Source organism: Mycobacterium asiaticum, assembly GCF_001673635.1.
GTDB lineage: Bacteria > Actinomycetota > Actinomycetes > Mycobacteriales > Mycobacteriaceae > Mycobacterium > Mycobacterium asiaticum_C.
In genome coordinates this window covers 1-22,008 of the sequence record NZ_LZMH01000016.1, presented here as the reverse complement: position 1 = coordinate 22,008, position 22,008 = coordinate 1, and the positions used below count along the sequence as shown (strand labels likewise).

Below are 22,008 nucleotides of genomic sequence, written 5' to 3'. Positions count from 1 at the left end.
AGCACCGGAAGGACCCTTAATGACCGCCGCGCTCTCGGTACCTAAGACCTGGGATGACCTGACGCCGGAGTGGATGACAGCCGCGCTTGCCGCGAAGCATCCGGGTTGCCAGGTCGACACGGTCGAGGTGACAGGGCGCGACGACGGCACCAATCGGCGAGCCCGGCTGAGCGTGACCTATTCGGCCGGAACCGGGCCGGCGACCCTCTTCGCCAAGGCCGCCGATCCGGCACACAAAGAGATGATCCGACTGACCAGCGGCATGTTCCACGAACCGCGACTGTTCACCTGCGGCGTCGAACTGCCGCTGGAACATCCCCTTGTCTACGCCGCCCTGATTGATGAGGACGCCTACGATTTCGTGCTGCTCATGGAAGACCTCACCGCCCGCGGCGCCGATCCGCGGGATGCCACGCGGCCGATGTCCGTGGAGCAGGTCGCCACCGGCGTGCGAGGTTTGGCCAGATTGCACGGAAGATACTGGGGCGAACGGGCGTTGCAGCATCCCGCCCTGCACTGGCTGGAGCCCTTCTTGCCGTGGGACGGAATGCAATACGCCCCACTGCATCAAGCGCAGCAAAGTCTGGGCGACGCGCCCCCCGAGGTGCTGGCGCTGACCATCGACCAACTCATCGAAACAATCTGGAAGCCCTACATCAGAACTCTGACGACTTCACCCCCGACGTTGTTGCACGGCGACCCGCACATCGGCAATACCTATCTGCTTCCCAATGACGAGGTCGGCTTCCTGGACTGGCAGGTCGCCCGAAGCGGCAATTGGTCGCTGGATCTGGGCTACTTCCTGCAAGGCGCCCTGACCATCGACGATCGCCGCAGCAGCGAACGCGCGCTGCTGGAGGAATACCGCGTCTCCCTCGGGTTACCCGCCGAGGAATTGCCGAGCGCCCAGGAGGTCTGGCTGCGCTACCGTGCGTCTGTGGCACACGGACTCGCGATCTGGTTATGCACCGCCAGCGCCGGTGAACTGTGGCAGCGTCCGGACATTGCTATCGCACTGGCACAACGTTATTCGGCCGCGTATGCCGATCTGGACACCGCTGAGGCACTGGTCGAGATCACACGATGAACTCAACCACTGCCGAGTAGCTTCGCCAGCACGGCCACGTGACTGATGTCGACCTGACGGGTCGAGGTCACCAAAGTAAGCGCGCCACGCTTGGCCATGTCCCGCAGCTTTTCCAGCGCCGGACTGCCCGCAAGCTCCGCCTCGTAACGCGCCGCGAACTCGTCGAACAGCTCGGGCCGGTGGTGGTACCACTCCCGCAGCTCCTTCGACGGCGCCACGTCCTTGCACCAAATGCCCACTCGCGAATCGTCTTTGCGGACCCCGCGTGGCCAGATGCGGTCCACCAGCACCCGCTGCCCTTCGCCGGGATCCGGTTTGTCGTAGATTCGAGCCATCCGGACCTCATGCTTGGAAATCATTGCACCACAGTTCAATTCACCCGAATACCAGGCTGATGTGGTTGTGGCAATACGTCTGGATCGCTGCGTAGACCGTCGATTTGGCTTCCTGCTGGGTGAAGTTGCCGGGTCCGCCTACGAGTCGGGCCATGGTCGCCTGGTAGGTCGCGGGCGTCGGGTCCTGATCAAGCATCGAGCAGGTGGTGTGCGCCTGATCGATCATCCACTGCGTGCTTACTCTGCCCTGATAGTTGACGCCCGATTCGGAGAGCCACTTGGTGTAATTGTGGTCCTGCAGAGTCATCGGATCCGCTTGAGCCCCAGGGCATATCACCAATATCGGTCCGGCAAGTGAACCCACCAAAGCTGCCCCGTGCTTCATCGTCCGCCTCCTCGACGACAGGTGCTGCCAGAAGACGTTACGCCGGGTTTATCAGTAGTGGTAGGTGTCCGACGGGGCCGGCGAGTGCACCTGCTCGTCTTCGAACTCCGAGGCCTCGATGCCGTACGAGCGTGCCAGATCCAGGATTTTGGTGGCACGGGCGATGCGCGGCAGGTCCGACCCGTTGCGGATCTCGCCCCCGTCCCGCTCGAACTCGGCGAAAAACTCTTTGGCCCAACCGATTTCTTCCTGCGACGGCGACAGGCCCTCGTTGACCACCGCGCACTGGTCCGGGGACAGACAGATTTTGCCGGTCATGCCGAACTCCACGGACACCGCGGTAGCCTCGATGAGCTTCAGCGGGTTTGAACCGATGGTCGGCCCGTCGATGGCACTGGCCAGTCCCGCGGCCTTAGCGGCGATGGTGAACCGGGACCGCGCATACGCCAGGGTGGTCGGGTCTTCACCGAACCCGGTGTCGCGGCGGAAGTCGCCGATGCCGAACGCCAGCCGGAAGGTGCCCTTGGCCGCCGCGATCTCGGTGATGCGCTCCAGCCCGCGGGCAGTTTCGACCAGTGCCACGATCGGCACGTTGGGTAGCCGCTTGGCGGTCTCGGTGACGTGATCGACCGATTCGACCATCGCCAGCATGACCCCGCCCACCGGTGTGTCGGCCAGCTTCGCGAGGTCCTCGGCCCACCACGGCGTCCCGAAGCCGTTGACCCGCACCCAGTCGTTGTTGTCCGCGGACAGCCAGCGCACGACGTTGTCGCGGGCGGTCACTTTGTCTTTCGGGGCCACCGCGTCCTCGATGTCGAAGACGACGATGTCGGCGCGAGATCGGGACGCGGCCTCGAACCGGTCGGCATGGGCGCCGTTGACCAGCAGCCAGCTCCGGGCCAGGACCGGATCGAGGCGTGAGCCGATGTCGGCGGGATCCGTCGCGTCGTAGTTGGCGTGGTCATACATTGCGTGGTCGGCCGCCTCTGCATTCCGGTCGTGTCGAGCGTGTCGTCACTAACCGTAGCGGCAGGTCAAGCGACCAGGGCAGCGGCCAGATCCAGCGGTTCCACCTCGACCCCTGCCAGATCAGCGTTGAAGTCCGGCCCCAGCAGGTGACCGGCCTCGTGCATCTGGAGCAGCGGTCCGCTGGTGAACGTAGCGAGATCCATCGACACGGGCGTCATGTCCTCCCACGGCCCGGTGGCGTGCCGCTGCGCGTAGGCCGCGGCCGAGAAAATCAGGTGCACGACGACCGGTTCTCCATCTCGCGCCACGTACTCGTTCGACTCCACCCACGCGCCGCGCAGGTCGGGATCGACCAGCAGCCATACCTCGTTTTCGGCTCGAACGCGAGCGACAAAACGCTGGTAACGAGCGTTCAGGTCAGCTTGTAAATGCAAAGGCATGGCATATCTTACCAACAGCAATAGTTGACTATGCAAACTGTACGATGAATGTCGTGAATTGCCCACGATGTGTGGGCGAAGGTGGTTGGATGGCCGCGTGGCAAACATCACCCGAAGTCGGACGGTGACGGCTCCACAGCAGGCGATCTGGGATATCCTGGCCGACTTCGGCGGGCTGGGTTCCTGGATGGACAGCGTCGACCATTCGTGCGTGTTGCGCGCGGGCCCCGACGGCGAGCCGGTCGGCACCACCCGACGCGTGCAGCTGGGCGGCAACGTGCTGGTGGAGACCATTACCGAATTCGAGCCGCCCACCACGCTGGCCTACGACATCGAGGGGCTACCGACCCGGTTGGGGCAGATGGCCAATCGCTGGACGCTGCAACCCGCGGGCGCCGCAACTTTGGTGACGCTGACCAGCACGCTCAAGATCGGCAACCGCCCGCCGGCCCACCTGGCCGAACGGGTGTTACTGCGGTTCATGGCCAGGCAGTCCGACGCGCTCTTGGCCGGACTCGCTCATCGAGTGGAGACCACGCATGTCTGATCGCCCCGACATCGTCATCCTGATGACCGACGAGGAGCGCGCGGTGCCGCCCTACGAATCCGCCGATGTCCTCGCCTGGCGGCAGCGGGCCCTACCCGGCCGCCGGTGGTTCGACGAACACGGCGTGAGTTTCACCCGGCACTACACCGGTTCGCTCGCCTGCGTGCCGAGCCGGCCCACCATCTTCACCGGCCACTACCCCGACCTGCACGGTGTCACTCAGACCGACGGCATCGGCAAACGCTACGACGACTCCCGGTTGCGCTGGCTGCGCGCCGGCGAGGTACCCACGCTGGGCAACTGGTTCCGAGCGGCCGGGTATGACACCCATTACGACGGCAAGTGGCACATCTCGCACGCCGACCTCGAGGATCCGGCGACCGGTGGCGCACTGGCCACCAACGACGACGACGGAGTCGTCGACCCGGCGGCCGTGCAGCGCTATCTCGACGCCGACCGGCTCGCCCCCTACGGCTTCTCCGGCTGGGTGGGACCCGAACCCCACGGCGCCGGCAACGCCAACAGCGGCTACCGACGGGACCCGCTGATCGCCGACCGGGTGGTGGCGTGGCTCGAGGACCGCTACGCGCGCCGCCGCGCCGGTGACGCGGCCGCGTTGCGCCCCTTCCTGCTGGTGGCCAGCTTCGTCAACCCGCACGACATCGTCCTGTTCCCGGCCTGGGCGCGGCGCAGCCCGGTGCAGCCGTCGCCGCTCGACCCGCCGCCGGTGCCGCCGGCCCCCACCTCCGAAGAGGACCTGTCGACGAAGCCCGCCGCGCAGATCGCCTTCCGCGAGGCCTACTACTCGGGATACGGACCGACTCCGGCTATCAGCCGCACGTACAAGCGGAACGCGCAGCGCTATCGAGACCTGTACTACCGCTTACACGCCGAAGTCGACGCCCCGATCGACCGGGTGCGGCGGGCCGTCACCGAGGGCGGATCGGACAACGCCGTCCTGGTACGCACTTCCGACCACGGCGAGCTCCTCGGCGCACACGGCGGCTTGCACCAGAAGTGGTTCAACATGTACGACGAGGCCACCCGGGTGCCGTTCGTCATCGCTCGTATCGGCCGGCAGGCGACCGGGCCGCGCGCCGTGACCGCGCCCACCTCTCATGTTGATCTGGTGCCGACCCTGCTCAGCGCAGCCGGCATCGACGTGGAGGCCACGGCCACCGACCTCGCCGAGTCGTTCTCCGAGGTGCATCCGCTCCCGGGGCGCGACCTGATGCCGGTAGTGGACGGGGCACCCGCCGACGAGACCAGGGCTGTGTATCTGATGACGCGCGACAACGTGCTCGAGGGTGACACCGGGGCCTCGGCGCTGTCGCGTCAACTCGGCCGTGACGTGAATCCTCCTGCGCCGCTTCGCATCAAGCTGCCGGCACACGTAGCCTCGAACTTCGAGGGACTGGTGGTGCGCGTCGACGACAGCGACGGCGGCGCCGGACACCTGTGGAAGCTGGTGCGCACGTTCGACGACCCGGCCACCTGGACGGAGCCCGGCGTGCGGCACCTGGCCTCCAACGGCATCGGCGGCGAGGCCTACCGCACCGACCCGATCGACGACCAATGGGAACTGTATGACCTCACCACCGACCCCGTGGAGGCGGACAACAGGTGGGCCGACCCCGGATTGCATGAATTGCGAACGCATCTGCGGATGCAGCTCAAGCAAGCTCGGGCGTCGTCGGTGCCCGAACGCAACCGGCCGTGGCCCTACGCCACCCGGCAACCACCCGAGCGCAAGTCGCCAGGGGTGCTGCAGCGGGTGTTCGGTCGGTTCGGCTAGATTCCACCTAGCCAGACTGGATCGAGGCCAGCAACTTGTGGGCGCGCTGAGCCCGGTCTGAATCCTGTGCCATCACTTCTTCGAAAAACGAAGCCACATCGTCCAATCCGGCCTTCTTGGCATCCCGCACGTACTGCCCGTAGTCGTGGCCAGCCTTCAGTGAGTGGTACTGCACCGAGATCAGATCAAAAGTGACGTCGTCGAATCCGGTTTCACCCGTAGCCATGATTTCTCCTCGTGTGTGAATTGATCCGTCAGTGCTACCCCTGCGCAGAGTGCCTAAACGACTATCAGGACTGCAAATCCAGCGCCGCGCCGATGAGCGCCAGGTGGCTGAGCCCCTGCGGCAGATTGCCCAGGAACGAGTTGTCGCCCGGGTCGATCATCTCGGCAAACACGCCCACATCGTTGCCCAGCGCCACCAGTTCGTCCATCAACTCGCGCGCCTCTTCATCGCGGCCGACCGAGTGCAGCGCCGACACCGTCCAGAAGGAGCAGGCGACGAACGCCCCCTCTTGTTCTTCCCGCGCGCCGGTGAAGCGATAGAGCAGCGGTCCACTGCCCAAGTTGTGGCGAAGGGCGTCAATGGTCTTAGACATCCGCGGGCCCTGGTCGAAACCGCTGCCGGCGTGCAACAGGATTGAGGCATCGAGTTTTCCGCTGCCCGGATACCACTCGTAGCTGGTGAGTTCGTCCGACCAGCATTCGCGTTCCACCCAGTTGCGGATGCGTTCGGCTTCACTGGCCCAGCGGTCCGGATCGCCGGGAATCTGGCCCATCTCGGCCAGCCCTACCGCGCAGCGCAAAGCGTGCCAGCAGCCCAGCTTGGAAGAGGTGTAGTGCTCCAGCGCCTCCAGCTCCCACATTCCGGCGTCACGGTTGCGCCACGCGTCGCAGGCTTGGTCGGCGAAGTCGGCCAACATGTGTCCGGTGTGCGTGTCCAGCGCATGACCGGCGTCGACGTACAACCGCACGGTTGAAAACAGATCGGCGTAGATGCTCAGCTGCAGTTGATTGTGTGCGCGGTTGCCCGTCACCACCGGGCCGATTCCGCGCCAGCCGGGCGCCTCCCGCTCGATCACCGGATCCACCGGCGAACCGTCCAGGCGGTAGAACACCCCGGTGCCGGCGCGGTGGCGACGCACGGTGCGCAGCAACCAGCTGATTGCGGCGTGGGTCTCCTCCCTGATGCCCAACCGGCGCAACGCGTCGAGTGTGTAAGCGGTGTCGCGCACCCACGCGTAGCGGTAGTCCCAATTCTTCCCTCCGGTCCGCCGTTCGGGGAGCGAGGTCGTCGCGGCCGCGGCCACGGCACCGGTCGGGGTGAAGATCAGCAGTTTCAAGAACAGCACGCTGCGGTGCAGCGCTTCTTTCCAGGTGCCGGTGCACTCGAACTGACTGGACCAGTTAGACCAATGGGCGACGGTGCGGTCCAGACCGCGGTCGATGTCGTCCACCGGCGACAACATCAACGGTTCTGCGTCGGTGGCCACCAACCCGATTACCCGACGCTGTCCGGCATCGATGGTGAACGCGCCCGCTACGGCTTGGTCGGTGACCTCGGCGTCCATGTCTTCGGAAGTCACCACGCCGAGGTTTAAATCTTTGAGGCGCAGCACTATTCCGTGCGGGGTCTGTCGGGCCCACGGCGACGCCGTATCGAAGCAGGTGCCGGGTGCGATGCGCCACCGCATCGGCACTTCACCGTCGACGCCATCCACCCGGCGCACCAGTTCAGTCCATGGCAACCGGCCATCGAGGCCAAGGTTGAGCGCATCGGTGACCAGCACCTGTCCGGCATCGGTGCTGAAGGTCGTTTCCAATACGTTGGTTCCCGGCAGGTAGCGGCGCTGCGAGGTGAAGGGAATCGACGGTGCCAGTTCGAGGCGACCGCCGTTGGACGAGTCGAGGGCGGCGGCGAAGGCCGGTATCGAGTCGAGGTTGGGTATCGGAAGCCAGTCGATGGCACCGTCTTCGGCGACCAGCGCGATCGTGCGGCCGTCCCCGATCGGGGCGTAGCTGCGCAGCGGAACGAAACCGTCTTCGCGACAGGGTGATTCAGTTGGCGCTGAGGTGGTCGGGTCTAGTTCGGGTGCCGGCACGCCATCGCGTTCCCCAGCTGGTCGAGGATAAACCCGGCGCGGGCCGTGTAGATCAGGCGTTACGGGGTAGCCGGGACGCCATGGCGAAGATCGGATATTTCTTGTCCTGTGAGCAATTCGGACCCGCGGAGCTGGTCGACCAGGCCAAGCGCGCTGAGGCGGCCGGGTTTGACGCGCTGTGGATCTCCGACCATTTTCACCCCTGGAACGACGAGCAGGGCCAAAGTCCTTTCGTCTGGGGCATCATCGGCGCGCTGTCGCAGGTGACCAGCCTGCCCGTCAGCACCGCGGTGACCTGTCCGACCATCCGCATCCATCCGGCGATCATCGCCCAAGCCGCGGCCACGGCGGCGGTTCAGTTGAACGGACGCTTCGTCCTGGGCGTGGGCAGTGGTGAGGCGCTTAACGAGCACATCCTGGGCGATCCTTGGCCTTCGGTCGGGGTGCGGCAGGAGATGCTGGAAGAGGCGATCGATGTGATCCGCCTGCTGCACAAGGGTGACGAAGTCAGCCACCACGGCAAGCACTACGAAGTGCAAGACGCTCGTATCTACACTCGCCCGGACCAGCCGGTCCCCATCTACGTGTCCGGTTTCGGCCCGCAGGCCGCCGAACTGGCCGGCCGGATTGGCGACGGGTACGTGCTGGCGATGCCTGACGCCGATCTGGTGAAAACCTTCCGCGAGTCAGGTGGCGGCGGCAAACCGGTGCAAGCCGGCACCAAGGTCAGCTGGGATCGCGACCCGGACAACGGACTCAAGGCGGCCCACCGGCTGTGGGCCAACGAGGCGCTGCCCGGGCAGGCGGCCCAGATTCTGCCTCGGCCAAGGGATTTCGCCGAATTGATGTCGCTGGTTGCGCCGGAACAGGTAGCCGAGAACGTCACCTGCGGGCCCGACACCGACAAGCATGCCGCTCAGGTCCGGCAGCATTTCGAGGCCGGCATCGACGAGGTATACGTGCAGCAGATCGGACCCGATATGGAAGGGTTCTTCACGGCCTGGGAGCGCGAAGTGCTGCCCCAGTTACGTCAGTAGGGGTCAGGCCAGCGGCGCCAGCTGAGCCGCCAGCCCATCGAGCCTGCGCAGCGTCTCATCGCGTGGCTCGCTCGGCAACTCCACCAGGACCCGCTCGACGCCCAACGGCGCATAGCCGGCCAGGACATCGGGGCTCGCCTCACCCCACTGACACACCGTCACCGGCACATCGGGCCCGGCCGTGTTGCGCAACTCGTCGAGTGGCCACGACAACAACTCCGGGGACGGGCAGATCGCGATCCAACCGGCTCCCAGGCGGGCGATCCGCTTGAAACTGGCCGGACCGCCACCGACATACAGCGGCGGATACGGCTTGGTGGCTGGCTTGGGCCAGCAGTAGATCGGATCGAAATCGACATGCTTGCCGTGGAATTCGGCTTGCTCCTTGGTCCAGATCTCGATCATGGCGAGCAGCCGCTCTTCGGCCACCCGGCCGCGCACCGCGGGATCGACACCGTGGTTGGCGACTTCCTCACGCAGCCAACCCACACCCACTCCGAAGCGGAAACGACCCTGCGACACCAAATCCAGCGACGCGACCCCTTTGGCCGTGACGATGGGATCTCGTTCGGGAACCAGCGCGATCCCGGTACCCAGCACCAGCCTCTGGGTGGCCGTCCCCGCCGCGGTCAACGCCACAAACGGATCCAGCGGCCGGTAGTACTTCCGCGGCAGCTCACCGCCACCGGGGTAGGGGCTGTCGTGGTTGACCGGGATATGGGTGTGTTCGGCCACGAACAGTGACTCGAACCCGCGCTCCTCAAGAGCTCGCCCCAGTTCCGCCGGCCCGATGCTCTCGTCAGTGATGAACGCCAGAACACCGAAATCCATCGCTTACTCCTCCGCGCGACCCGACGCGAATTGCTGCCTGGCGGCATAAAGAATAGAGCCGGCGGTGTGAAAGGACGTTGTCTCGCAATACGCGGGATCAATCGGCAGATTGGCCGCACGCCGCAGCATCATCGTCGCCAGGGTGCTGTTGGTGGCATACGGAATGATCAGCACGTTCGCGCACGCGTCGCCGCTCTTCGCGCTGATGACGTGCTGATGCTTGAGCTGCCACCCGCGCCAGTTCAGATCGGGTGGGCGTTGCAGCGACGGCCAGTTGACGTTGATTTCGGTGATCTCGCCCAGCCGGTTACTCAGCGCCAGCACCAGGTCCGGCAGCTCACCACTGATCCGATCGGTGCGCGGCCACCACGCACCGTCGATGTCCTGGCCCAGGTCAGAAGCGAGGCTGAGTCGGATGGGGGTGGCTCGTCGGCGGGCCACCAGAGGATATGTCACGGCGCGGTCGGACGGGTGGGGCGCATCAGGATCGTTCCTTCCCACCGCCGACAACCGAACGGCTCAGTGGCAAAGCTACGCCACCGGTCACCCGGCCCCAACGGCGAGGTGGTCGTGGGCTTGATGCCACCGAACTATGCGTACTGTGGAATTAATGCCGGTTCGGCACGCAAATCCGCAATATGAGCGAGGATAGGTGGCATGGCCATACAGGACTGGCGGGACGCTCCCGAGATCCATCCGTCGGAGATCCGGGTAGGTGACGCCATCGGTACGGTGGACGCCGAGCATTCCCGCTACATCGTGAAAATGATCAGCGGCCCCCAATCGGGCCGCAAGCGCTGGACCTTCTTCGGTCGCGACGACCGGGGACAGGACTACGCGAGCACGTTCGGCGAGAACGATCTGGTGCGCAGGTTCGCCAAAGCATCCTGATGGTGTAGGCGCCGACCGGAATGGGCAGACCACCGTTTCGGTTCGCCGTTCAGGCCACCAACGCCGCGAGCGCCCACGAGTGGCGTGACACCGCTCTGAAGGTCCAGGACCTCGGCTATGCCACGCTGTTTCTGGCCGATCACTACCTTGGGCCCGGCCCTGCCCAGCGCGCCGCTCGCACGCCCCGCCAAGACCTCGCTCCCATCGCGGCGATGGCCGCGGCAGCGACGGTGACCGAGACGCTGCGCATCGGATGCCGCGTCTTCTGCGTCGATTACCACCTCCCAGCCGTGCTGGCCAAGGAGGCCGCCACTCTTGATCTGCTCTCCGACGGACGGCTGGAATTAGGTATCGGTGCGGGGTGGAGCGCTGACGAGTACGCCGCGTTGGGCGTGCCGTTCGACCGCCCGCAGCGCCGAATCGCCAAGCTGCGCGAGGTGATTGGCTTGTTGCGTGCCCACTTCTCCGGCACTGAGATCGATTGCGCCGGTGAATTCGTCAATGTGCAGGGCTACGCCGGCCGGCCCCGGCCCGTGCAACGTCCGTATCCGCCGATCATGGTCGGTGGCGGCGGCCGGCGGGTTCTGAGCCTGGCCGCCCAGGAAGCAGACATCGTCAGCATCTCCAACGTCCCCTTCATCGCGCGCAACGAGGCCGGCCTCGATCCGCAGGCGGAGGCGCGCCGCCGGATCGGCTATGTGCGGGCCGCCGCGGGTGACCGCTACGGCGCCCTGGAGGTCGAGAGCTCGCCGTATTTCGTCGACGTCACCGAGGACACGCAGGCCGCGCTGGCGAATCTGGCGTCCCGCACCGGAATTGCACCGGAGGTCTTGCGCGACCATCCGAATGTGTTGATCGGCTCGGGGGAAACTATTGCCGAGACGCTTCTTTCGCGCCGCGAGGTGCTGGGCGTGAACTATGTGACCGTGCAGCAGGCACACGTCGACGCCTTCGCAGGCGTCGTCGCTAAGCTGAGCGGCCGCGGATGATGCTGGCTGACCAAGGCTTTGACAGGGCCTTGAAGAAGGCCTTGACAAAGGAGTCGACGATGCCGAAATTCTCGCTGCCCGACGACGCGCCATCCGGGCTGACGTCCCCGGTGACCGCCAAGGTTATGAAGTACGCGTCCAAAGGGCACGTTGCGGTCTTCAAGCTCACCAATGGGCGCATCGGCAACAAATGGCGTATCGGCGCCGGCCTCCGCAAGCCCGTGCCGACGCTGCTGCTCGAACATCGGGGCCGTAAGTCGGGCCGCGAATTCACCACGCCGCTGCTGTATCTCAACGACGGTGACGACTTCGTCATCGTGGCGTCGCAGGGCGGTATGCCCAAGAACCCGCAGTGGTACCACAACCTGGTCGCCAACCCCGAGACCCGGATCCACGTGAAAGGCCGACGCAACCTCGCGGTCTCGGCCCGCGTCGCCACACCCGGAGAACGGGCCGAGCTGTGGCCGCGCTTGGTCGATCTGTACGCCGACTTCGCCAAGTATCAAAGCTGGACCGAGCGGGAGATCCCCGTGGTCATCCTTTCCCCACGCTGACCGTCAGCCGGAACAGCGCGCGCTGCAGGGTCGGCAGGATCTCGGTGATGGGGATCTCTCCGGCGGCGAACCGCGCAACCAGGCCGTAGGCGAGGTTCGACACGATCGGCGGCAGATCCTCGACCAGGTCGGCGTCGGTGTCACGCAGCACCGCCATGGTGGCCGGGATGACAACGTCGAGGCCACGGTCGACGAGCCGCCGGCCCCCGGGAGCCGACCGCGCCCGGAAGTAGGCGCGAAGCATGTCCGGGTGACGTTCCCACGGCTCGAAGATGGTGCGGAAGACCCGCATGAGCCCGTCGTAGACGGATTCGTCGGGATCATGCGTCTGCGACGCCAATCCGGCGTACCGGTTCGCGTCCATCCAGCTCTCCAGCGCGGCCAGGATCAGCGCGTCCCGGTTCGGAAAGCGCTTGTAGATGGTGGCCAACGACGTCCGCGAGCGCTTTGCCACCTCGCGCAACTGCACCGCGTCGTAGCCGTCGGATTCCAGGATGCCCACTACGACATCGAGGATGGGGTCACCGACTCGGCGATCCTGATCGCCGATCGTCGCTTCGGCGCCGACCACGTGACGAACCCCTTGCCCTCGTCGGGTAACCCGGTTACCGTACCTTCTGTAACAAGGTTACTCAACGAGGAGGGCCATGGCAGGCCGGGTTGCAGGCAAGGTCGCATTCGTTACGGGCGCGGCGCGCGGACAGGGCCGCAGTCACGCGGTGCGACTGGCGCAAGAGGGCGCCGACATCATCGCCATCGATATCTGTCGGGGCTTCGACAACTCCCCCGCTCCGGCGTCCTCGCCGGAAGACCTGGCCGAGACGGCCGACCTCGTCAAGGGCCTGGACCGCCGCGTGGTCACCGCCGAGGTCGACGTCCGCGACTACGAAGCGCTCAAGGCTGCGGTCGACAGCGGCGTCGAGCAACTCGGCCGGCTCGACATCGTGGTGGCCAACGCCGGCATCGGCACCATCGCTCCGCGCCTGGACCGGATGGACGAAGACCTGTGGCAGGAGATGCTCGACGTCAACCTGAGCGGGGTGTGGAAGTCAGTGAAAGCCGCTGTCCCCCACATGCTTTCGGGTGATGGCGGTTCCATCGTGCTGACCAGTTCGGTGGCCGGCCTGAAGGCCTACACGCATACTGGGCACTACAACGCCGCCAAGCACGGCGTGGTGGGGCTGATGCGGTCGTTCGCCGTCGAGCTGGGGCCGAGGAACATTCGGGTCAACACCGTGCACCCGACCCACGTCAACACACCACTGTTGATCAACGACATGACCTTTCGGCTGTTCCGCCCCGACCTGGAGAATCCCGGACCAGACGACCTGGCACCCATCTGTCAGACCTTCCACACATTGCCGATCCCCTGGGTGAACGCCGAAGACATCAGCAACGCCGTGTTGTTCCTGGCCTCCGACGAGGCGCGCTACATCACCGGAGTCACGCTTCCCGTGGACGCGGGCAGCTGCCTGAAGTAAGGAAACGCCCCCGCATGACCATCGCCCCCGAGACGGACGTCTACTACGACCCCTACGACGTCAACATCACCGCGGACCCCTACCCCACCTACGCCCGGCTGCGCGACGAGGCCCCGCTCTATTACAACGAGCGCTACAACTTCTGGGCGATCTCCCGGCATGCCGATGTGGAGAAGGCGCTCTCGGACTGGGAGACGTTCTCCAACAGCCGAAGTGACATTCTCGAGCTGATCCAGTCCAAGTTCCCGATGCCGCCCGGCGTGATGATGTTCGAGGACCCCCCGACCCACACCATGCTGCGCGGCGTCATGTCTCGCGTCTTCACCCCACGGCGGATGGCGGCCATCGAGGATCAGATCCGCGCTTACTGCGTGCGTTGTCTGGATCCACTGGTCGGCTCGGACGGATTCGACATCATCGCCGAACTCGCCTCGATGATGCCGATGCGCGTGATCGGCATGCTGCTGGGCATCCCAGAGGAAGAGCAGATCGGCGTGCGCGACGCCAATGACGCCAACCTGCGCACCAGGCCCGGTACCCCGATGAAGGTGGCCGACCCGGAAGCGATCGCCGATGGCCGCATCTACGCCGAGTACGTCGACTGGCGGGCCAAGAACCCCTCCGACGACTTGATGACCTCGCTGCTCAACGTCGAGTTCGAGGACGCCGACGGCGTGACGCGCAAGCTCACCCGCAAGGAGGTGCTGCACTACACGCAGGTGGTCGCCGGGGCGGGCAACGAGACGACGGGACGGCTGATCGGCTGGCTGGCCAAGGTGCTGGCCGAGCATCCCGATCAGCGCCGGGAGATCGTGCAGGACCGGTCGCTGCTGACGCGCGCGGTCGACGAAACGCTGCGGTTCGAGCCGACAGGTCCGCACGTCGGGCGCTACACGATCCGCGACTTCGAGGCCTACGGCACCAAGGTGCCGGCCGGCAGCGCGGTGCTGCTGCTCTTCGGGGCGGCCAACCGAGATCCGTTGCGCTACATGGATCCTGACACCTTCAACATCCATCGCGACAACATCTCGCATCTCACGTTCGGCAAAGGCGTGCATTACTGCCTGGGCGCGAACCTGGCCCGGTTGGAAGGCAGGGTGGCACTCGACGAGCTGCTCAACCGGTGGCCGGAGTGGGAAATCGACTACGACAGCCTCAAGCTGGCGCCCACCTCGACGGTCCGGGGCTGGGAGCGGCTACGCATTGTGGTGTGACCGGGACGGGAATTAATCACCCGCCGCGGCGGTATAACAACGCATGAAACTCAACGATGCGGCGCGGCAGCTCATCGGAGCAGGTGCCGACGCCACCCTGGTCACCCTCAATCCCGACGGCAGTCCCCAGGTGAGCCTGGTCTGGGTCGCGCTGCAGTCGACGCCGGACGGCGACGAACTCGTCACCGCGCATCTGGCCGAACACAAGAAGGTGCGCAACGTCCGCAACGATCCGCGGGTTGCGGTGACCATCGTGTCCACCGAGGACCCGGGCGGGGCGATGCGCCCCTACCTGGCCATCAACGGCACCGCCCGAATCGTCGAGGGCGGGGCGCCCGAGTTGCTCAAGGAACTCGCGAAGACACTGTCCGACCCGAACGTCTTTCCCCCACCCGGCGCGCCGCCCGGTTTCCTGACCCGCATCCGCATCGACAAGGTCGGCGGCATCGGGCCTTGGTCCTGATGGCGTCCTAGCAGCGTCCTAGCTAAGACCTCAGGCGTCGGTCGGCTCGACCGCCGCCGGCCTGCGGCGCGCCGCACCCCACAATCCGACACCGATGCCCACCGCGGCGCCGCCCAACCCAATGACGCGCTGCGCAGGCTTCATCTGGTCATGCACGCTGAGCCCGCCGAGCAGGTCTGCCGCGTCGGCACCGCCGGAGGCCAGGAACCAGCCGCGGGTATTCTTGCCCCGCAGACCCGAGACGGCGAGCAGGCCGCCGATCAGCGCGTCGCGGTAACCCATTGAGCGCAAAAGCAATTGCGCGGTCGCGGTCTGATCGTCGGGATCACCCCACAACTTGTTTGCCTTGATGGGGTCAACGAGGAAGGAAATACCGGAGGCAAGCCGGATGCTGCCGGCAATGAGCGCCGCACGATCAATCGACATGGTCGGCAGCTTAGTACCGAGCACTCCGATCTCAATGAGCTTGTTGCGAAAGCGATTTATCCCTCCCCCCGTGCAGCGGCCGGTCGATAGGATTCCCGCGACACACGAGCAAAAGGAGTCCAGGGATGACGTGGCAGATCGTGCTGTTTGTGCTGGGTTTGATCGTTGCCGGCGTCGCGGCGGTGTCGTGGCGGTTCGCCGGCAGCGACACCGGCCGCGCCCGCGGCAGGCGCGTGGCACTGGGCGCGCTCGCCGCCGCGGTGCTGTTCTTCCTCTTCGGCTGCTTCACGATCGTGGGCACTCGCCAGATCGCGATCCTCACCACCTTCGGCCGGCCGACCGGCGTGAGCCTGAACAACGGTTTTCACGGTAAGTGGCCGTGGCAGATGGCGCACCAGATGGACGGAGCCGTCCAGATCGACAAGTACGTCAAGAACGGCAGCCACGATGAACGCATCATGGTGCGGCTAGGCAATCAATCCACCGCATGGGCCGACGTCAGCATCCGCTGGCAGCTCAAGCAGCACGCCGCTCCGGAGCTTTTTCAGAGCTACAAGACGTTCGACAACGTGCGGGTAAACCTGATCGAGCGCAACCTGTCGGTGGCGCTAAACGAGGTGTTCGCCGCTTTCAACCCGCTGGACCCGCGCAACTTGGAGGTGTCGCCGTTGCCGGCGCTGGCAAAGCGGGCCGCCGACATCCTGCGCCAGGACGTCGGCGGGCAGGTCGACATCTTCGACGTCAACGTGCCGACCATCCAGTACGACCAGGGCACCGAGGACAAGATCAACCAGCTCAACCAGCAGCGCGCGCAGACCTCGATCGCGGTGGAGTCCCAGCGCACCGCCGAGGCGCAGGCCAAGGCGAACGAGATCCTGTCCCGCTCGATCAGCAACGACCCGAATGTGGTGGTGCAGAACTGCATCACCGCCGCGATCAATAAGGGGATCAGCCCGTTGGGCTGCTGGCCGGGCACCGCGGCGGTGCCGACCGTGCCGGTGCCCGGGCGGTAGGCGTGCCGCTCCCGTTCGCCGACGCGCTGCGCGGCCGCTGGGGTGGACGCAGGCCCAGCCTGGATCTGCTCGAAGAGGTCGAGGACCTCGAGACCGAGGCGACCGAAGCGGCCCTGGACACCGTCGACCTACCGGCCGCCGATCCGGCCGTGCTGCTGCAGAAGATGGAGAACCGGCTCGTCCGCAACCAGCTGGCCCATCCCGACGTGCTGGCCCCCGAGGAAGTGCGCAGACTGCGCTACATCCTCAACTTCGCCCGGCTCGCCGACTTCGAACCCGGGGCGGCGGGTCCCGGCGGCCGCCGCGGCCGCGGGGACATCTCGGTGGGCGCGGAGGTCGGGCCGTGGCGGTCCCGCGTCGTCGACGCGCTCTACGGGCCGCTGCGCGAGGAATCGGATCCGGTCAAGGCGCTGACGGCCGCACGTGAGGTGCTCAGGAGCCTGACCGACGAGCAGGACGATCAACGATCCGTCCTAATCGAACGCCACCGTAACGATTTCAGCGCCGATGAACTCGACGCCGAGGTCGGCTACAAGAAGCTGGTGACGATCCTGGGCGGGGGCGGTGGCGCCGGTTTCGTCTATATCGGCGGCGTGCAACGCCTGTTGGAGGCCGGTCAGTTACCCGACTACCTGATCGGCTCCTCGTTCGGCTCGATCCTGGGCAGCCTGGTGGCCCGGGAACTGCCGATACCGATCGAGGAGTACGTCGACTGGGCCAAAACGGTCTCCTATCGGGCCATCCTGGGGCCGGAGCGGCTGCGCCGCCGTCACGGTATGGCCGGCCTGTTCACGTTGCGGTTCGACGAGTTCGCCCACGCGCTGCTCAGCCGCGAGGACGGTGAACGGCTGCGGATGTCGGACCTGGCGATCCCGTTCGACGTCGTCATCGCCGGCGTGCGCCGGCAACCGTACGCAGCGCTGCCCTCCCGGTTTCGCCGCCCCGAACTGGCGGCGTTGCAGGGCCGGTCAGTTCCGTTCCGCCCCATCGGGATTGGGCCGCTGGTCGCGGCACGCATGTGGCAGGTCTCGGCGTTCATCGACCTGCGGGTGGTCAAGCCGGTCGTCGTCACCGGCGACGATCCCGCGCTCGACTTCGACGTCCTGGACGCGGCATCGTTCTCGTCGGCGATCCCCGGCGTGCTGCACCACGAGACCCGCGACCCGCGCATGCTGCCGCTGCTCGACGACCTGTGCGCCCAGCGGGACATCGCGGCGCTCGTGGATGGCGGTGCGGCCAGCAATGTCCCGGTAGAACTGGCCTGGAAGCGGGTCCGCGACGGCAAGCTCGGTACCCGCAATGCCTGCTACCTGGCGTTCGATTGCTTTCACCCACAATGGGATTCGCGACACCTCTGGCTGGCGCCGATCCTGCAGGCGATCCAGCTGCAGATGCTGCGCAACCTCCCCTACGCCGACCACCTGGTCCGATTCGAACGGACCCTGTCGCCGATCAACCTCGCCCCGTCGGCCGCCGCGATCGACCGCGCGTGCCGCTGGGGACGGAGCAGCGTCGACAAAGCCATCCCGGTGACGTCGGCACTGTTGCAGGCCACGTGGTGGGAAGGTGACGCCCCCGCGGCGCCCAGCACGGAGCCCCAGGAACACGCGAAGTCGGTGGCGTCGTCGATGAGTTCGGTGATGGCCGCGATCCAGGCGCCCAGCAGCCGCTTCGCCCGCTGGCGCGGCCGTCGCCTGACCTGACCGGCAACCGCAGACTACGATGACCCACATGTCCGACCCGGAGGAATCGGGGAACCTGGCGTGGTCGCGGGGTAACGACGTCCCGGCCGTCACGAACATGCCGGCCGAGGGCGGTGACCGCCAGCAGGCCGCCGGCGCGCCGGCAGACATCGACCAGACCTGGCTCACCGCCTGGAGCCGCGCCGCCGCGCTGCTGTTGACGTGTCTGGCGCTCGCGATCGTGATCGTGGTGGTCGGCTGGGTGATGGCCACCGACAACAAATCGAACGACGCCTCACAACCGGCCGGCACCACCGCCGCGTCGAGCCGTGCCTCGGCGACGACGACCACCACCGTCTCCTCGACGCCCGACCAGGACAACCGCTACATCGCGGCGCTCAACGAAAAAGGCATTGAGTTCGCCAATCCCGACGTGGCCGTACACAACGGGAAAACGGTGTGCCAGAACCTTGATGCCGGCATGTCCGTCCAGCAGATAACGGCGCAGTTTCAACAAGACAGTCCCGATTTCGCCGCTCACGCCAACGATTTCGTCGCCGTGTCCGTCCGCGCCTACTGCACGCAGTACAGCAAGTTGGTCGCCGCCTTCTGATCAGTCGGTGGCCCGCCGGAAGGCGCTGACCAGTTCCGCAAGCGCCTCGGTCGTGTGCGCAGGGTCGCGCGGCAGCCCGCCGCTGAACCGGATATCGGTCGCTCCGTCGGCGACGAGCTGTGTCGCAGCGTCGATGCAGGCAGCGACGTCGATGGAGCGGTCGGGGGCTTTCACCAACGCCGCGGACCCCTGCACCTGCAAACCGCTCGGGTCGCCGCCGGCGTCGGTGATTGCCTTTTTCATGGCCGGGACGGCGCCTTTGAGGTTGGTGATGGCGGGTCCCCATGGGATCCAACGTTTTCCGAATCTGCTCAGCCGTCGTGCCACCGCCGGATTGACCGTTCCGCTGACCCAGATCGGGATACCGCCGGCCTGCACCGGCTTTGGCATCTGGTGAATGCCGTCGAACGACAATTCCGGCGAGTCGTAGGTCGCGCGCTGTTGGGTCCACAACGTCTCGCACACCTCGAGGGTGTGGTCGAGCAGACGCCCGCGCCGCTCGAACGCCAGACCCGCCGCCTCGTACTCCTCGCGTTGCCAGCCGATGCCCACGCCCAGGTCCACCCGACCGCCCGACAGGGCATCCAAGGTGGCCAGTTGCTTGGCCAACACCACCGGCCGCCGCAGAGCGGCCAATAACACCCCAGTGCCGAGCCGGATGCGTTCGGTGGTGGCGGCCACCGCGGTCAGGAGCACGACGGGTTCCAGCCAGTGCCCATCCGGGCCGGTCGGCTGGCGTCCTCCCGCGGTTCCACCCAACGCCGGGTCGCTGTAGGCGGCCAGGTTCTCGCCGAATACCACGTGGTCGGACACCACCACCCGGTCGACACCGGCCGCATCCATGGCACGCGCGGTGTCAAGGGTCCCTTGCCAGTCCGCCTCCGGGTCATCACTGAAAGTGCGCAGATACAACGAGATTTTCGGACGATCCGTCATGCGTCGAGAGTATCGGTCAAGAACGCGCTTACCGCTATCGTGCAGGGAGCGGCGACGGTGCTGCGCCCCCGGATCGAGGCAGGTATTGCAATGGATCTTGGTTTTACCGGTGCGACAACGGTCGTCACCGGAGGCAGCAAGGGCATGGGACTGGCCATCGCCGAGAGCTTGGGCACCGAAGGCGCGTCGGTCGCCATCATGGCCCGCGGCCGGGCCGCACTCGACGCTGCCGCCGCAAAAATCCGCTCGGCCGGCGCGCCTGAGGTGCTGCCGGTCGAGGTGGACATGTCCGACCCACAATCGATCGTCGCCGGCTTCGGCGCGGTGGCCGACCGGTGGCCTTCGCTCAATGCGCTGGTCCACACCGTCGGACCGAGCGCCGGATCGTTCGACGATCTCGACGACGCGGATTGGCATGCGGCGTTCGAGCTGGGCACGATGTCGGCGGTGCGGTCGATCCGGGCCGCCCTCCCCCAACTGCGCGCGGCGAATTGGGCGCGCATCGTGACGCTGTCCGCCCATTCCATCCAGCGGCAGAGTCCGCACCTGGTGGCCTACACCGCGGCCAAGTCGGCCCTGTCCAGCGTCACCAAGAACCTATCCAAAAGTCTTGGCCCCGAGGGCATCCTGGTGAACTGCGTATGCCCCGGGACGATCGTGACGGCCAGCTTCACCGAGGTGCTCAAGGATACGCTGGCGCTCGACGGCCTGGACTCGTCCGATCCGCACGATGTCATGCGCTGGGTGGAGAAGACCTTTCATCACCCCTGCGATCTCGGCCGGGCCGGACTCCCGGAGGAGATCGCCTCGGTGACAACGTATCTGGCTTCCCGCCGCAACGGATATGTGACCGGCGCGACCGTGAACGTCGACGGCGGATCCGACTTCATCTAGCCTTTCAGACGCGGCCGACGGCCGCCCGGTTCTCCTTGCGGTAGGCCGAACTCCGGACCACGAACCAAGTGGCGAGCGGGCGCACCATACGGATCAGCGGCACCAGCAGGCCGAATTCTCGCCGCATATCCCGCAATTGGTCCTCAAGCCCGCGCGTCTGGTACTGCAGCAGACGCTGACTTTCTTCGGTGTCCACCCAGTCGCCGAAGAACCGGGGCGGGGTTGTCTGCACGTAGGCGTCAGCGGGGACGGGGCCGATTCCGATCGCACCCATCAGCGTATTGGTGAATTCGTAATAAGTTGTCCGGCAACTCTCCCCGCCGGCGATGTACAGGGTCTTCCCGATCGCTTCCGCACAACCCACCGCACGCGCGAATGCCGTCCCCGCGTCGGCGGGATGGAGGAACTCGAATCGCGCGTCGGGACTGAACTCGAACATGATGCTGGGATCCTGGCTCTGCAGGTGGATGGGCGAGGCCGCCGCGAGCCGCAGGATGCTCCACTGCAGCCCCGATTGCCGAATTGCCTGCTCGCAGGCCGCCTTCTGCCGGCCGTACTCGTCAGTCGGTGAGACCGGCATGTCCACCCGCAGCGGCGGCTCACGGTCTTGAATCTCGCCACACACACCGATGGACGACGCGAAGACGAGCCGTTTGGCGGTGGGTGACTGTTCCATGCGCGCGATCAGGTTCCGGGTCGCGTCGAGGTTCACCTTCTGCGCCAAAGCGGGCGACCGTTCCGAGGCGGGCGGAATGATGGCAGCCAGGTGGATCACCGCGTCCACGTCCTGCAACGCCTGCCGCACCGAGTCGTCAGACGTGATGTCGCCCCAGAAGAAGTGCACCCGTGTGTCGAAGGCGGATGCCAGTTTTCGGGCGCGACGGGACGGAAGATCGAACGCGACCACGTCGTGGCCTTCGAGCACCAGGGATTCGAGCGTCGACAGGCCGATATTGCCCAGCGCACCCGTCAACAGCACTCTCATGCTTCATCCTCGAATCGGTATCGGCGCGGCGAGTTCGCGCAGCGAACCCAGGAACAGCTCATCCATCCGCGGACTCAGGTCGGCCAGGGTCGGGGCGGTGGCATAGCCGGCCGAGCCGAAAACCCTTTGCAACGAGCATGTGTCGGCGGTAGGGCCGATGGAGAGACACAGGCAGGCGATACCGTCTGCGCGCAGCTCCACCAGCGCCTTGGCGGCGTCGGCTTCGGCGTAGCGGCCTTCGTAACCGTCGTCGTACGGGTAACCATCGGAAAGCACGATGAGCAGCCTGTTCGGGGTGCCGGCCTCGGTCTTGAGGATCTCCCCCGCACCCCGGATCCC

At 66.1% G+C, this 22,008-nt stretch carries 26 protein-coding genes and 1 pseudogene; 14 read left to right on the top strand and 13 right to left on the bottom strand.

The window, feature by feature from the left end; all coding sequences use genetic code 11:
• Positions 1–19 precede the first annotated feature (19 nt).
• A complete protein-coding gene (locus tag A5645_RS04285) occupies positions 20–1,087 on the top strand; it encodes a phosphotransferase (protein ID WP_065037696.1) in 1,068 nt (355 codons plus the stop codon).
• A gap of 2 nt (positions 1,088–1,089) precedes the next feature.
• Here the strand turns inward: A5645_RS04285 and A5645_RS04280 are convergent, their stop codons facing one another.
• The 4 genes from A5645_RS04280 to A5645_RS04265 form a co-directional block, all read right to left on the bottom strand.
• Complete coding sequence (locus A5645_RS04280; protein WP_065128574.1) at positions 1,090–1,446, bottom strand: DUF488 domain-containing protein; 357 nt, start codon at positions 1,444–1,446, stop codon at positions 1,090–1,092.
• 16 nt (positions 1,447–1,462) lie between these two features.
• Positions 1,463–1,729: a DUF732 domain-containing protein gene (locus tag A5645_RS04275; protein ID WP_065037694.1), complete on the bottom strand. Its 267-nt coding sequence runs from the start codon at positions 1,727–1,729 to the stop codon at positions 1,463–1,465.
• 129 nt (positions 1,730–1,858) lie between these two features.
• Positions 1,859–2,776 carry an HpcH/HpaI aldolase/citrate lyase family protein gene (locus tag A5645_RS04270; protein WP_065128573.1) on the bottom strand — a complete coding sequence of 306 codons (918 nt, stop codon included), beginning with the start codon at positions 2,774–2,776 and terminating at the stop codon, positions 1,859–1,861.
• A 65-nt stretch (positions 2,777–2,841) separates the two neighbouring features.
• Complete coding sequence (locus A5645_RS04265; protein WP_065128572.1) at positions 2,842–3,216, bottom strand: DUF2750 domain-containing protein; 375 nt, start codon at positions 3,214–3,216, stop codon at positions 2,842–2,844.
• Between the two features lie 67 nt (positions 3,217–3,283).
• On the opposite strand from A5645_RS04265, the gene A5645_RS04260 reads away from it, so the two are divergent.
• On the top strand, positions 3,284–3,763 hold the full coding sequence (locus A5645_RS04260) for an SRPBCC family protein (protein ID WP_065128571.1): 480 nt from the start codon (positions 3,284–3,286) through the stop codon (positions 3,761–3,763).
• A complete protein-coding gene (locus tag A5645_RS04255; protein WP_065128570.1) occupies positions 3,756–5,558 on the top strand; it encodes a sulfatase family protein in 1,803 nt (600 codons plus the stop codon). The genes A5645_RS04260 and A5645_RS04255 overlap by 8 nt, the downstream gene beginning before the upstream one ends.
• A 7-nt stretch (positions 5,559–5,565) precedes the next feature.
• Here the strand turns inward: A5645_RS04255 and A5645_RS04250 are convergent, their stop codons facing one another.
• On the bottom strand, positions 5,566–5,784 hold the full coding sequence (locus A5645_RS04250) for an acyl carrier protein (RefSeq protein WP_065128569.1): 219 nt from the start codon (positions 5,782–5,784) through the stop codon (positions 5,566–5,568).
• Positions 5,785–5,848: 64 nt separating this feature from the next.
• Positions 5,849–7,660 carry a glycoside hydrolase family 15 protein gene (locus tag A5645_RS04245; protein ID WP_065128568.1) on the bottom strand — a complete coding sequence of 604 codons (1,812 nt, stop codon included), beginning with the start codon at positions 7,658–7,660 and terminating at the stop codon, positions 5,849–5,851.
• An 80-nt stretch (positions 7,661–7,740) separates the two neighbouring features.
• Between A5645_RS04245 and A5645_RS04240 the strand changes: the two genes are divergently transcribed.
• The gene (locus A5645_RS04240; protein WP_065034093.1) at positions 7,741–8,697 is read left to right on the top strand and encodes an LLM class F420-dependent oxidoreductase; all 957 of its coding nucleotides are present in this window, start codon (positions 7,741–7,743) and stop codon (positions 8,695–8,697) included.
• Between the two features lie 3 nt (positions 8,698–8,700).
• Here the strand turns inward: A5645_RS04240 and A5645_RS04235 are convergent, their stop codons facing one another.
• Both A5645_RS04235 and A5645_RS04230 read right to left on the bottom strand, forming a co-directional pair.
• Positions 8,701–9,528: an LLM class F420-dependent oxidoreductase gene (locus A5645_RS04235; protein ID WP_065128567.1), complete on the bottom strand. Its 828-nt coding sequence runs from the start codon at positions 9,526–9,528 to the stop codon at positions 8,701–8,703.
• A 3-nt stretch (positions 9,529–9,531) separates the two neighbouring features.
• Positions 9,532–9,984: a DUF5994 family protein gene (locus tag A5645_RS04230; RefSeq protein ID WP_172830460.1), complete on the bottom strand. Its 453-nt coding sequence runs from the start codon at positions 9,982–9,984 to the stop codon at positions 9,532–9,534.
• Positions 9,985–10,185: 201 nt separating this feature from the next.
• Between A5645_RS04230 and A5645_RS04225 the strand changes: the two genes are divergently transcribed.
• From A5645_RS04225 to A5645_RS04215, 3 genes are read left to right on the top strand one after another with little or no spacing between them, the layout of a single operon-like run.
• Positions 10,186–10,419: a hypothetical protein gene (locus A5645_RS04225; RefSeq protein ID WP_036353988.1), complete on the top strand. Its 234-nt coding sequence runs from the start codon at positions 10,186–10,188 to the stop codon at positions 10,417–10,419.
• A 20-nt stretch (positions 10,420–10,439) separates the two neighbouring features.
• Positions 10,440–11,408, top strand: a complete 969-nt coding sequence (locus tag A5645_RS04220; protein ID WP_065128566.1) for a TIGR03621 family F420-dependent LLM class oxidoreductase — start codon at positions 10,440–10,442, stop codon at positions 11,406–11,408.
• A 59-nt stretch (positions 11,409–11,467) separates the two neighbouring features.
• Positions 11,468–11,962 carry a nitroreductase family deazaflavin-dependent oxidoreductase gene (locus tag A5645_RS04215; RefSeq protein WP_065034091.1) on the top strand — a complete coding sequence of 165 codons (495 nt, stop codon included), beginning with the start codon at positions 11,468–11,470 and terminating at the stop codon, positions 11,960–11,962.
• On the opposite strand, the gene A5645_RS04210 is transcribed toward A5645_RS04215, so the two are convergent.
• Entirely contained in the window at positions 11,943–12,533 is a 591-nt protein-coding gene (locus A5645_RS04210) for a TetR/AcrR family transcriptional regulator (protein WP_081288151.1), read from the bottom strand. The genes A5645_RS04215 and A5645_RS04210 overlap by 20 nt on opposite strands.
• 76 nt (positions 12,534–12,609) lie before the next feature.
• On the opposite strand from A5645_RS04210, the gene A5645_RS04205 reads away from it, so the two are divergent.
• From A5645_RS04205 to A5645_RS04195, 3 genes are read left to right on the top strand one after another with little or no spacing between them, the layout of a single operon-like run.
• On the top strand, positions 12,610–13,443 hold the full coding sequence (locus tag A5645_RS04205) for a mycofactocin-coupled SDR family oxidoreductase (protein ID WP_065128565.1): 834 nt from the start codon (positions 12,610–12,612) through the stop codon (positions 13,441–13,443).
• 14 nt (positions 13,444–13,457) lie between these two features.
• Positions 13,458–14,657: a cytochrome P450 gene (locus tag A5645_RS04200; protein ID WP_065034078.1), complete on the top strand. Its 1,200-nt coding sequence runs from the start codon at positions 13,458–13,460 to the stop codon at positions 14,655–14,657.
• A gap of 43 nt (positions 14,658–14,700) precedes the next feature.
• Positions 14,701–15,120: a TIGR03618 family F420-dependent PPOX class oxidoreductase gene (locus A5645_RS04195; protein WP_065034077.1), complete on the top strand. Its 420-nt coding sequence runs from the start codon at positions 14,701–14,703 to the stop codon at positions 15,118–15,120.
• A gap of 30 nt (positions 15,121–15,150) precedes the next feature.
• Here A5645_RS04195 and A5645_RS04190 read toward each other — a convergent pair whose 3' ends face one another.
• Complete coding sequence (locus A5645_RS04190; RefSeq protein ID WP_065034089.1) at positions 15,151–15,546, bottom strand: DUF4267 domain-containing protein; 396 nt, start codon at positions 15,544–15,546, stop codon at positions 15,151–15,153.
• A 125-nt stretch (positions 15,547–15,671) separates the two neighbouring features.
• Between A5645_RS04190 and A5645_RS04185 the strand changes: the two genes are divergently transcribed.
• The 3 genes from A5645_RS04185 to A5645_RS04175 are packed head-to-tail and all read left to right on the top strand — an operon-like array spanning position 15,672 to position 18,854.
• On the top strand, positions 15,672–16,559 hold the full coding sequence (locus tag A5645_RS04185; protein ID WP_065034076.1) for an Rv3090 family protease: 888 nt from the start codon (positions 15,672–15,674) through the stop codon (positions 16,557–16,559).
• A gap of 2 nt (positions 16,560–16,561) precedes the next feature.
• Entirely contained in the window at positions 16,562–18,262 is a 1,701-nt protein-coding gene (locus A5645_RS04180) for a patatin-like phospholipase family protein (RefSeq protein ID WP_065128564.1), read from the top strand.
• 28 nt (positions 18,263–18,290) lie between these two features.
• Entirely contained in the window at positions 18,291–18,854 is a 564-nt protein-coding gene (locus A5645_RS04175; RefSeq protein WP_172830459.1) for a DUF732 domain-containing protein, read from the top strand.
• On the opposite strand, the gene A5645_RS04170 is transcribed toward A5645_RS04175, so the two are convergent.
• Positions 18,855–19,790 (bottom strand): TIGR03619 family F420-dependent LLM class oxidoreductase, encoded by a 936-nt coding sequence (locus A5645_RS04170; RefSeq protein WP_065128563.1) that lies wholly within the window; start codon positions 19,788–19,790, stop codon positions 18,855–18,857.
• Positions 19,791–19,880: 90 nt separating this feature from the next.
• On the opposite strand from A5645_RS04170, the gene A5645_RS04165 reads away from it, so the two are divergent.
• Positions 19,881–20,684, top strand: coding sequence for an SDR family NAD(P)-dependent oxidoreductase (locus A5645_RS04165; RefSeq protein ID WP_065128562.1), 804 nt, complete (start codon positions 19,881–19,883; stop codon positions 20,682–20,684).
• Positions 20,685–20,688: 4 nt separating this feature from the next.
• Here the strand turns inward: A5645_RS04165 and A5645_RS04160 are convergent, their stop codons facing one another.
• Positions 20,689–21,669: an NAD-dependent epimerase/dehydratase family protein gene (locus A5645_RS04160; protein ID WP_065128561.1), complete on the bottom strand. Its 981-nt coding sequence runs from the start codon at positions 21,667–21,669 to the stop codon at positions 20,689–20,691.
• Between the two features lie 3 nt (positions 21,670–21,672).
• Positions 21,673–22,008: pseudogene (locus A5645_RS04155) on the bottom strand (VWA domain-containing protein); the annotation flags it as partial.

Coding starts and splice junctions, on each gene's coding strand:
- A5645_RS04285 (WP_065037696.1), top strand. CDS start 20: ATGACCGCCGCGCTCTCGGTACCTAAGACCTGGGATGACCTGACGCCG.
- A5645_RS04280 (WP_065128574.1), bottom strand. CDS start 1,446: ATGATTTCCAAGCATGAGGTCCGGATGGCTCGAATCTACGACAAACCG.
- A5645_RS04275 (WP_065037694.1), bottom strand. CDS start 1,729: ATGACTCTGCAGGACCACAATTACACCAAGTGGCTCTCCGAATCGGGC.
- A5645_RS04270 (WP_065128573.1), bottom strand. CDS start 2,776: ATGTATGACCACGCCAACTACGACGCGACGGATCCCGCCGACATCGGC.
- A5645_RS04265 (WP_065128572.1), bottom strand. CDS start 3,216: ATGCCTTTGCATTTACAAGCTGACCTGAACGCTCGTTACCAGCGTTTT.
- A5645_RS04260 (WP_065128571.1), top strand. CDS start 3,284: ATGTGTGGGCGAAGGTGGTTGGATGGCCGCGTGGCAAACATCACCCGA.
- A5645_RS04255 (WP_065128570.1), top strand. CDS start 3,756: ATGTCTGATCGCCCCGACATCGTCATCCTGATGACCGACGAGGAGCGC.
- A5645_RS04250 (WP_065128569.1), bottom strand. CDS start 5,784: ATGGCTACGGGTGAAACCGGATTCGACGACGTCACTTTTGATCTGATC.
- A5645_RS04240 (WP_065034093.1), top strand. CDS start 7,741: ATGGCGAAGATCGGATATTTCTTGTCCTGTGAGCAATTCGGACCCGCG.
- A5645_RS04235 (WP_065128567.1), bottom strand. CDS start 9,528: ATGGATTTCGGTGTTCTGGCGTTCATCACTGACGAGAGCATCGGGCCG.
- A5645_RS04225 (WP_036353988.1), top strand. CDS start 10,186: ATGGCCATACAGGACTGGCGGGACGCTCCCGAGATCCATCCGTCGGAG.
- A5645_RS04220 (WP_065128566.1), top strand. CDS start 10,440: ATGGGCAGACCACCGTTTCGGTTCGCCGTTCAGGCCACCAACGCCGCG.
- A5645_RS04215 (WP_065034091.1), top strand. CDS start 11,468: ATGCCGAAATTCTCGCTGCCCGACGACGCGCCATCCGGGCTGACGTCC.
- A5645_RS04205 (WP_065128565.1), top strand. CDS start 12,610: ATGGCAGGCCGGGTTGCAGGCAAGGTCGCATTCGTTACGGGCGCGGCG.
- A5645_RS04200 (WP_065034078.1), top strand. CDS start 13,458: ATGACCATCGCCCCCGAGACGGACGTCTACTACGACCCCTACGACGTC.
- A5645_RS04195 (WP_065034077.1), top strand. CDS start 14,701: ATGAAACTCAACGATGCGGCGCGGCAGCTCATCGGAGCAGGTGCCGAC.
- A5645_RS04190 (WP_065034089.1), bottom strand. CDS start 15,546: ATGTCGATTGATCGTGCGGCGCTCATTGCCGGCAGCATCCGGCTTGCC.
- A5645_RS04185 (WP_065034076.1), top strand. CDS start 15,672: ATGACGTGGCAGATCGTGCTGTTTGTGCTGGGTTTGATCGTTGCCGGC.
- A5645_RS04175 (WP_172830459.1), top strand. CDS start 18,291: ATGTCCGACCCGGAGGAATCGGGGAACCTGGCGTGGTCGCGGGGTAAC.
- A5645_RS04170 (WP_065128563.1), bottom strand. CDS start 19,790: ATGACGGATCGTCCGAAAATCTCGTTGTATCTGCGCACTTTCAGTGAT.
- A5645_RS04165 (WP_065128562.1), top strand. CDS start 19,881: ATGGATCTTGGTTTTACCGGTGCGACAACGGTCGTCACCGGAGGCAGC.
- A5645_RS04160 (WP_065128561.1), bottom strand. CDS start 21,669: ATGAGAGTGCTGTTGACGGGTGCGCTGGGCAATATCGGCCTGTCGACG.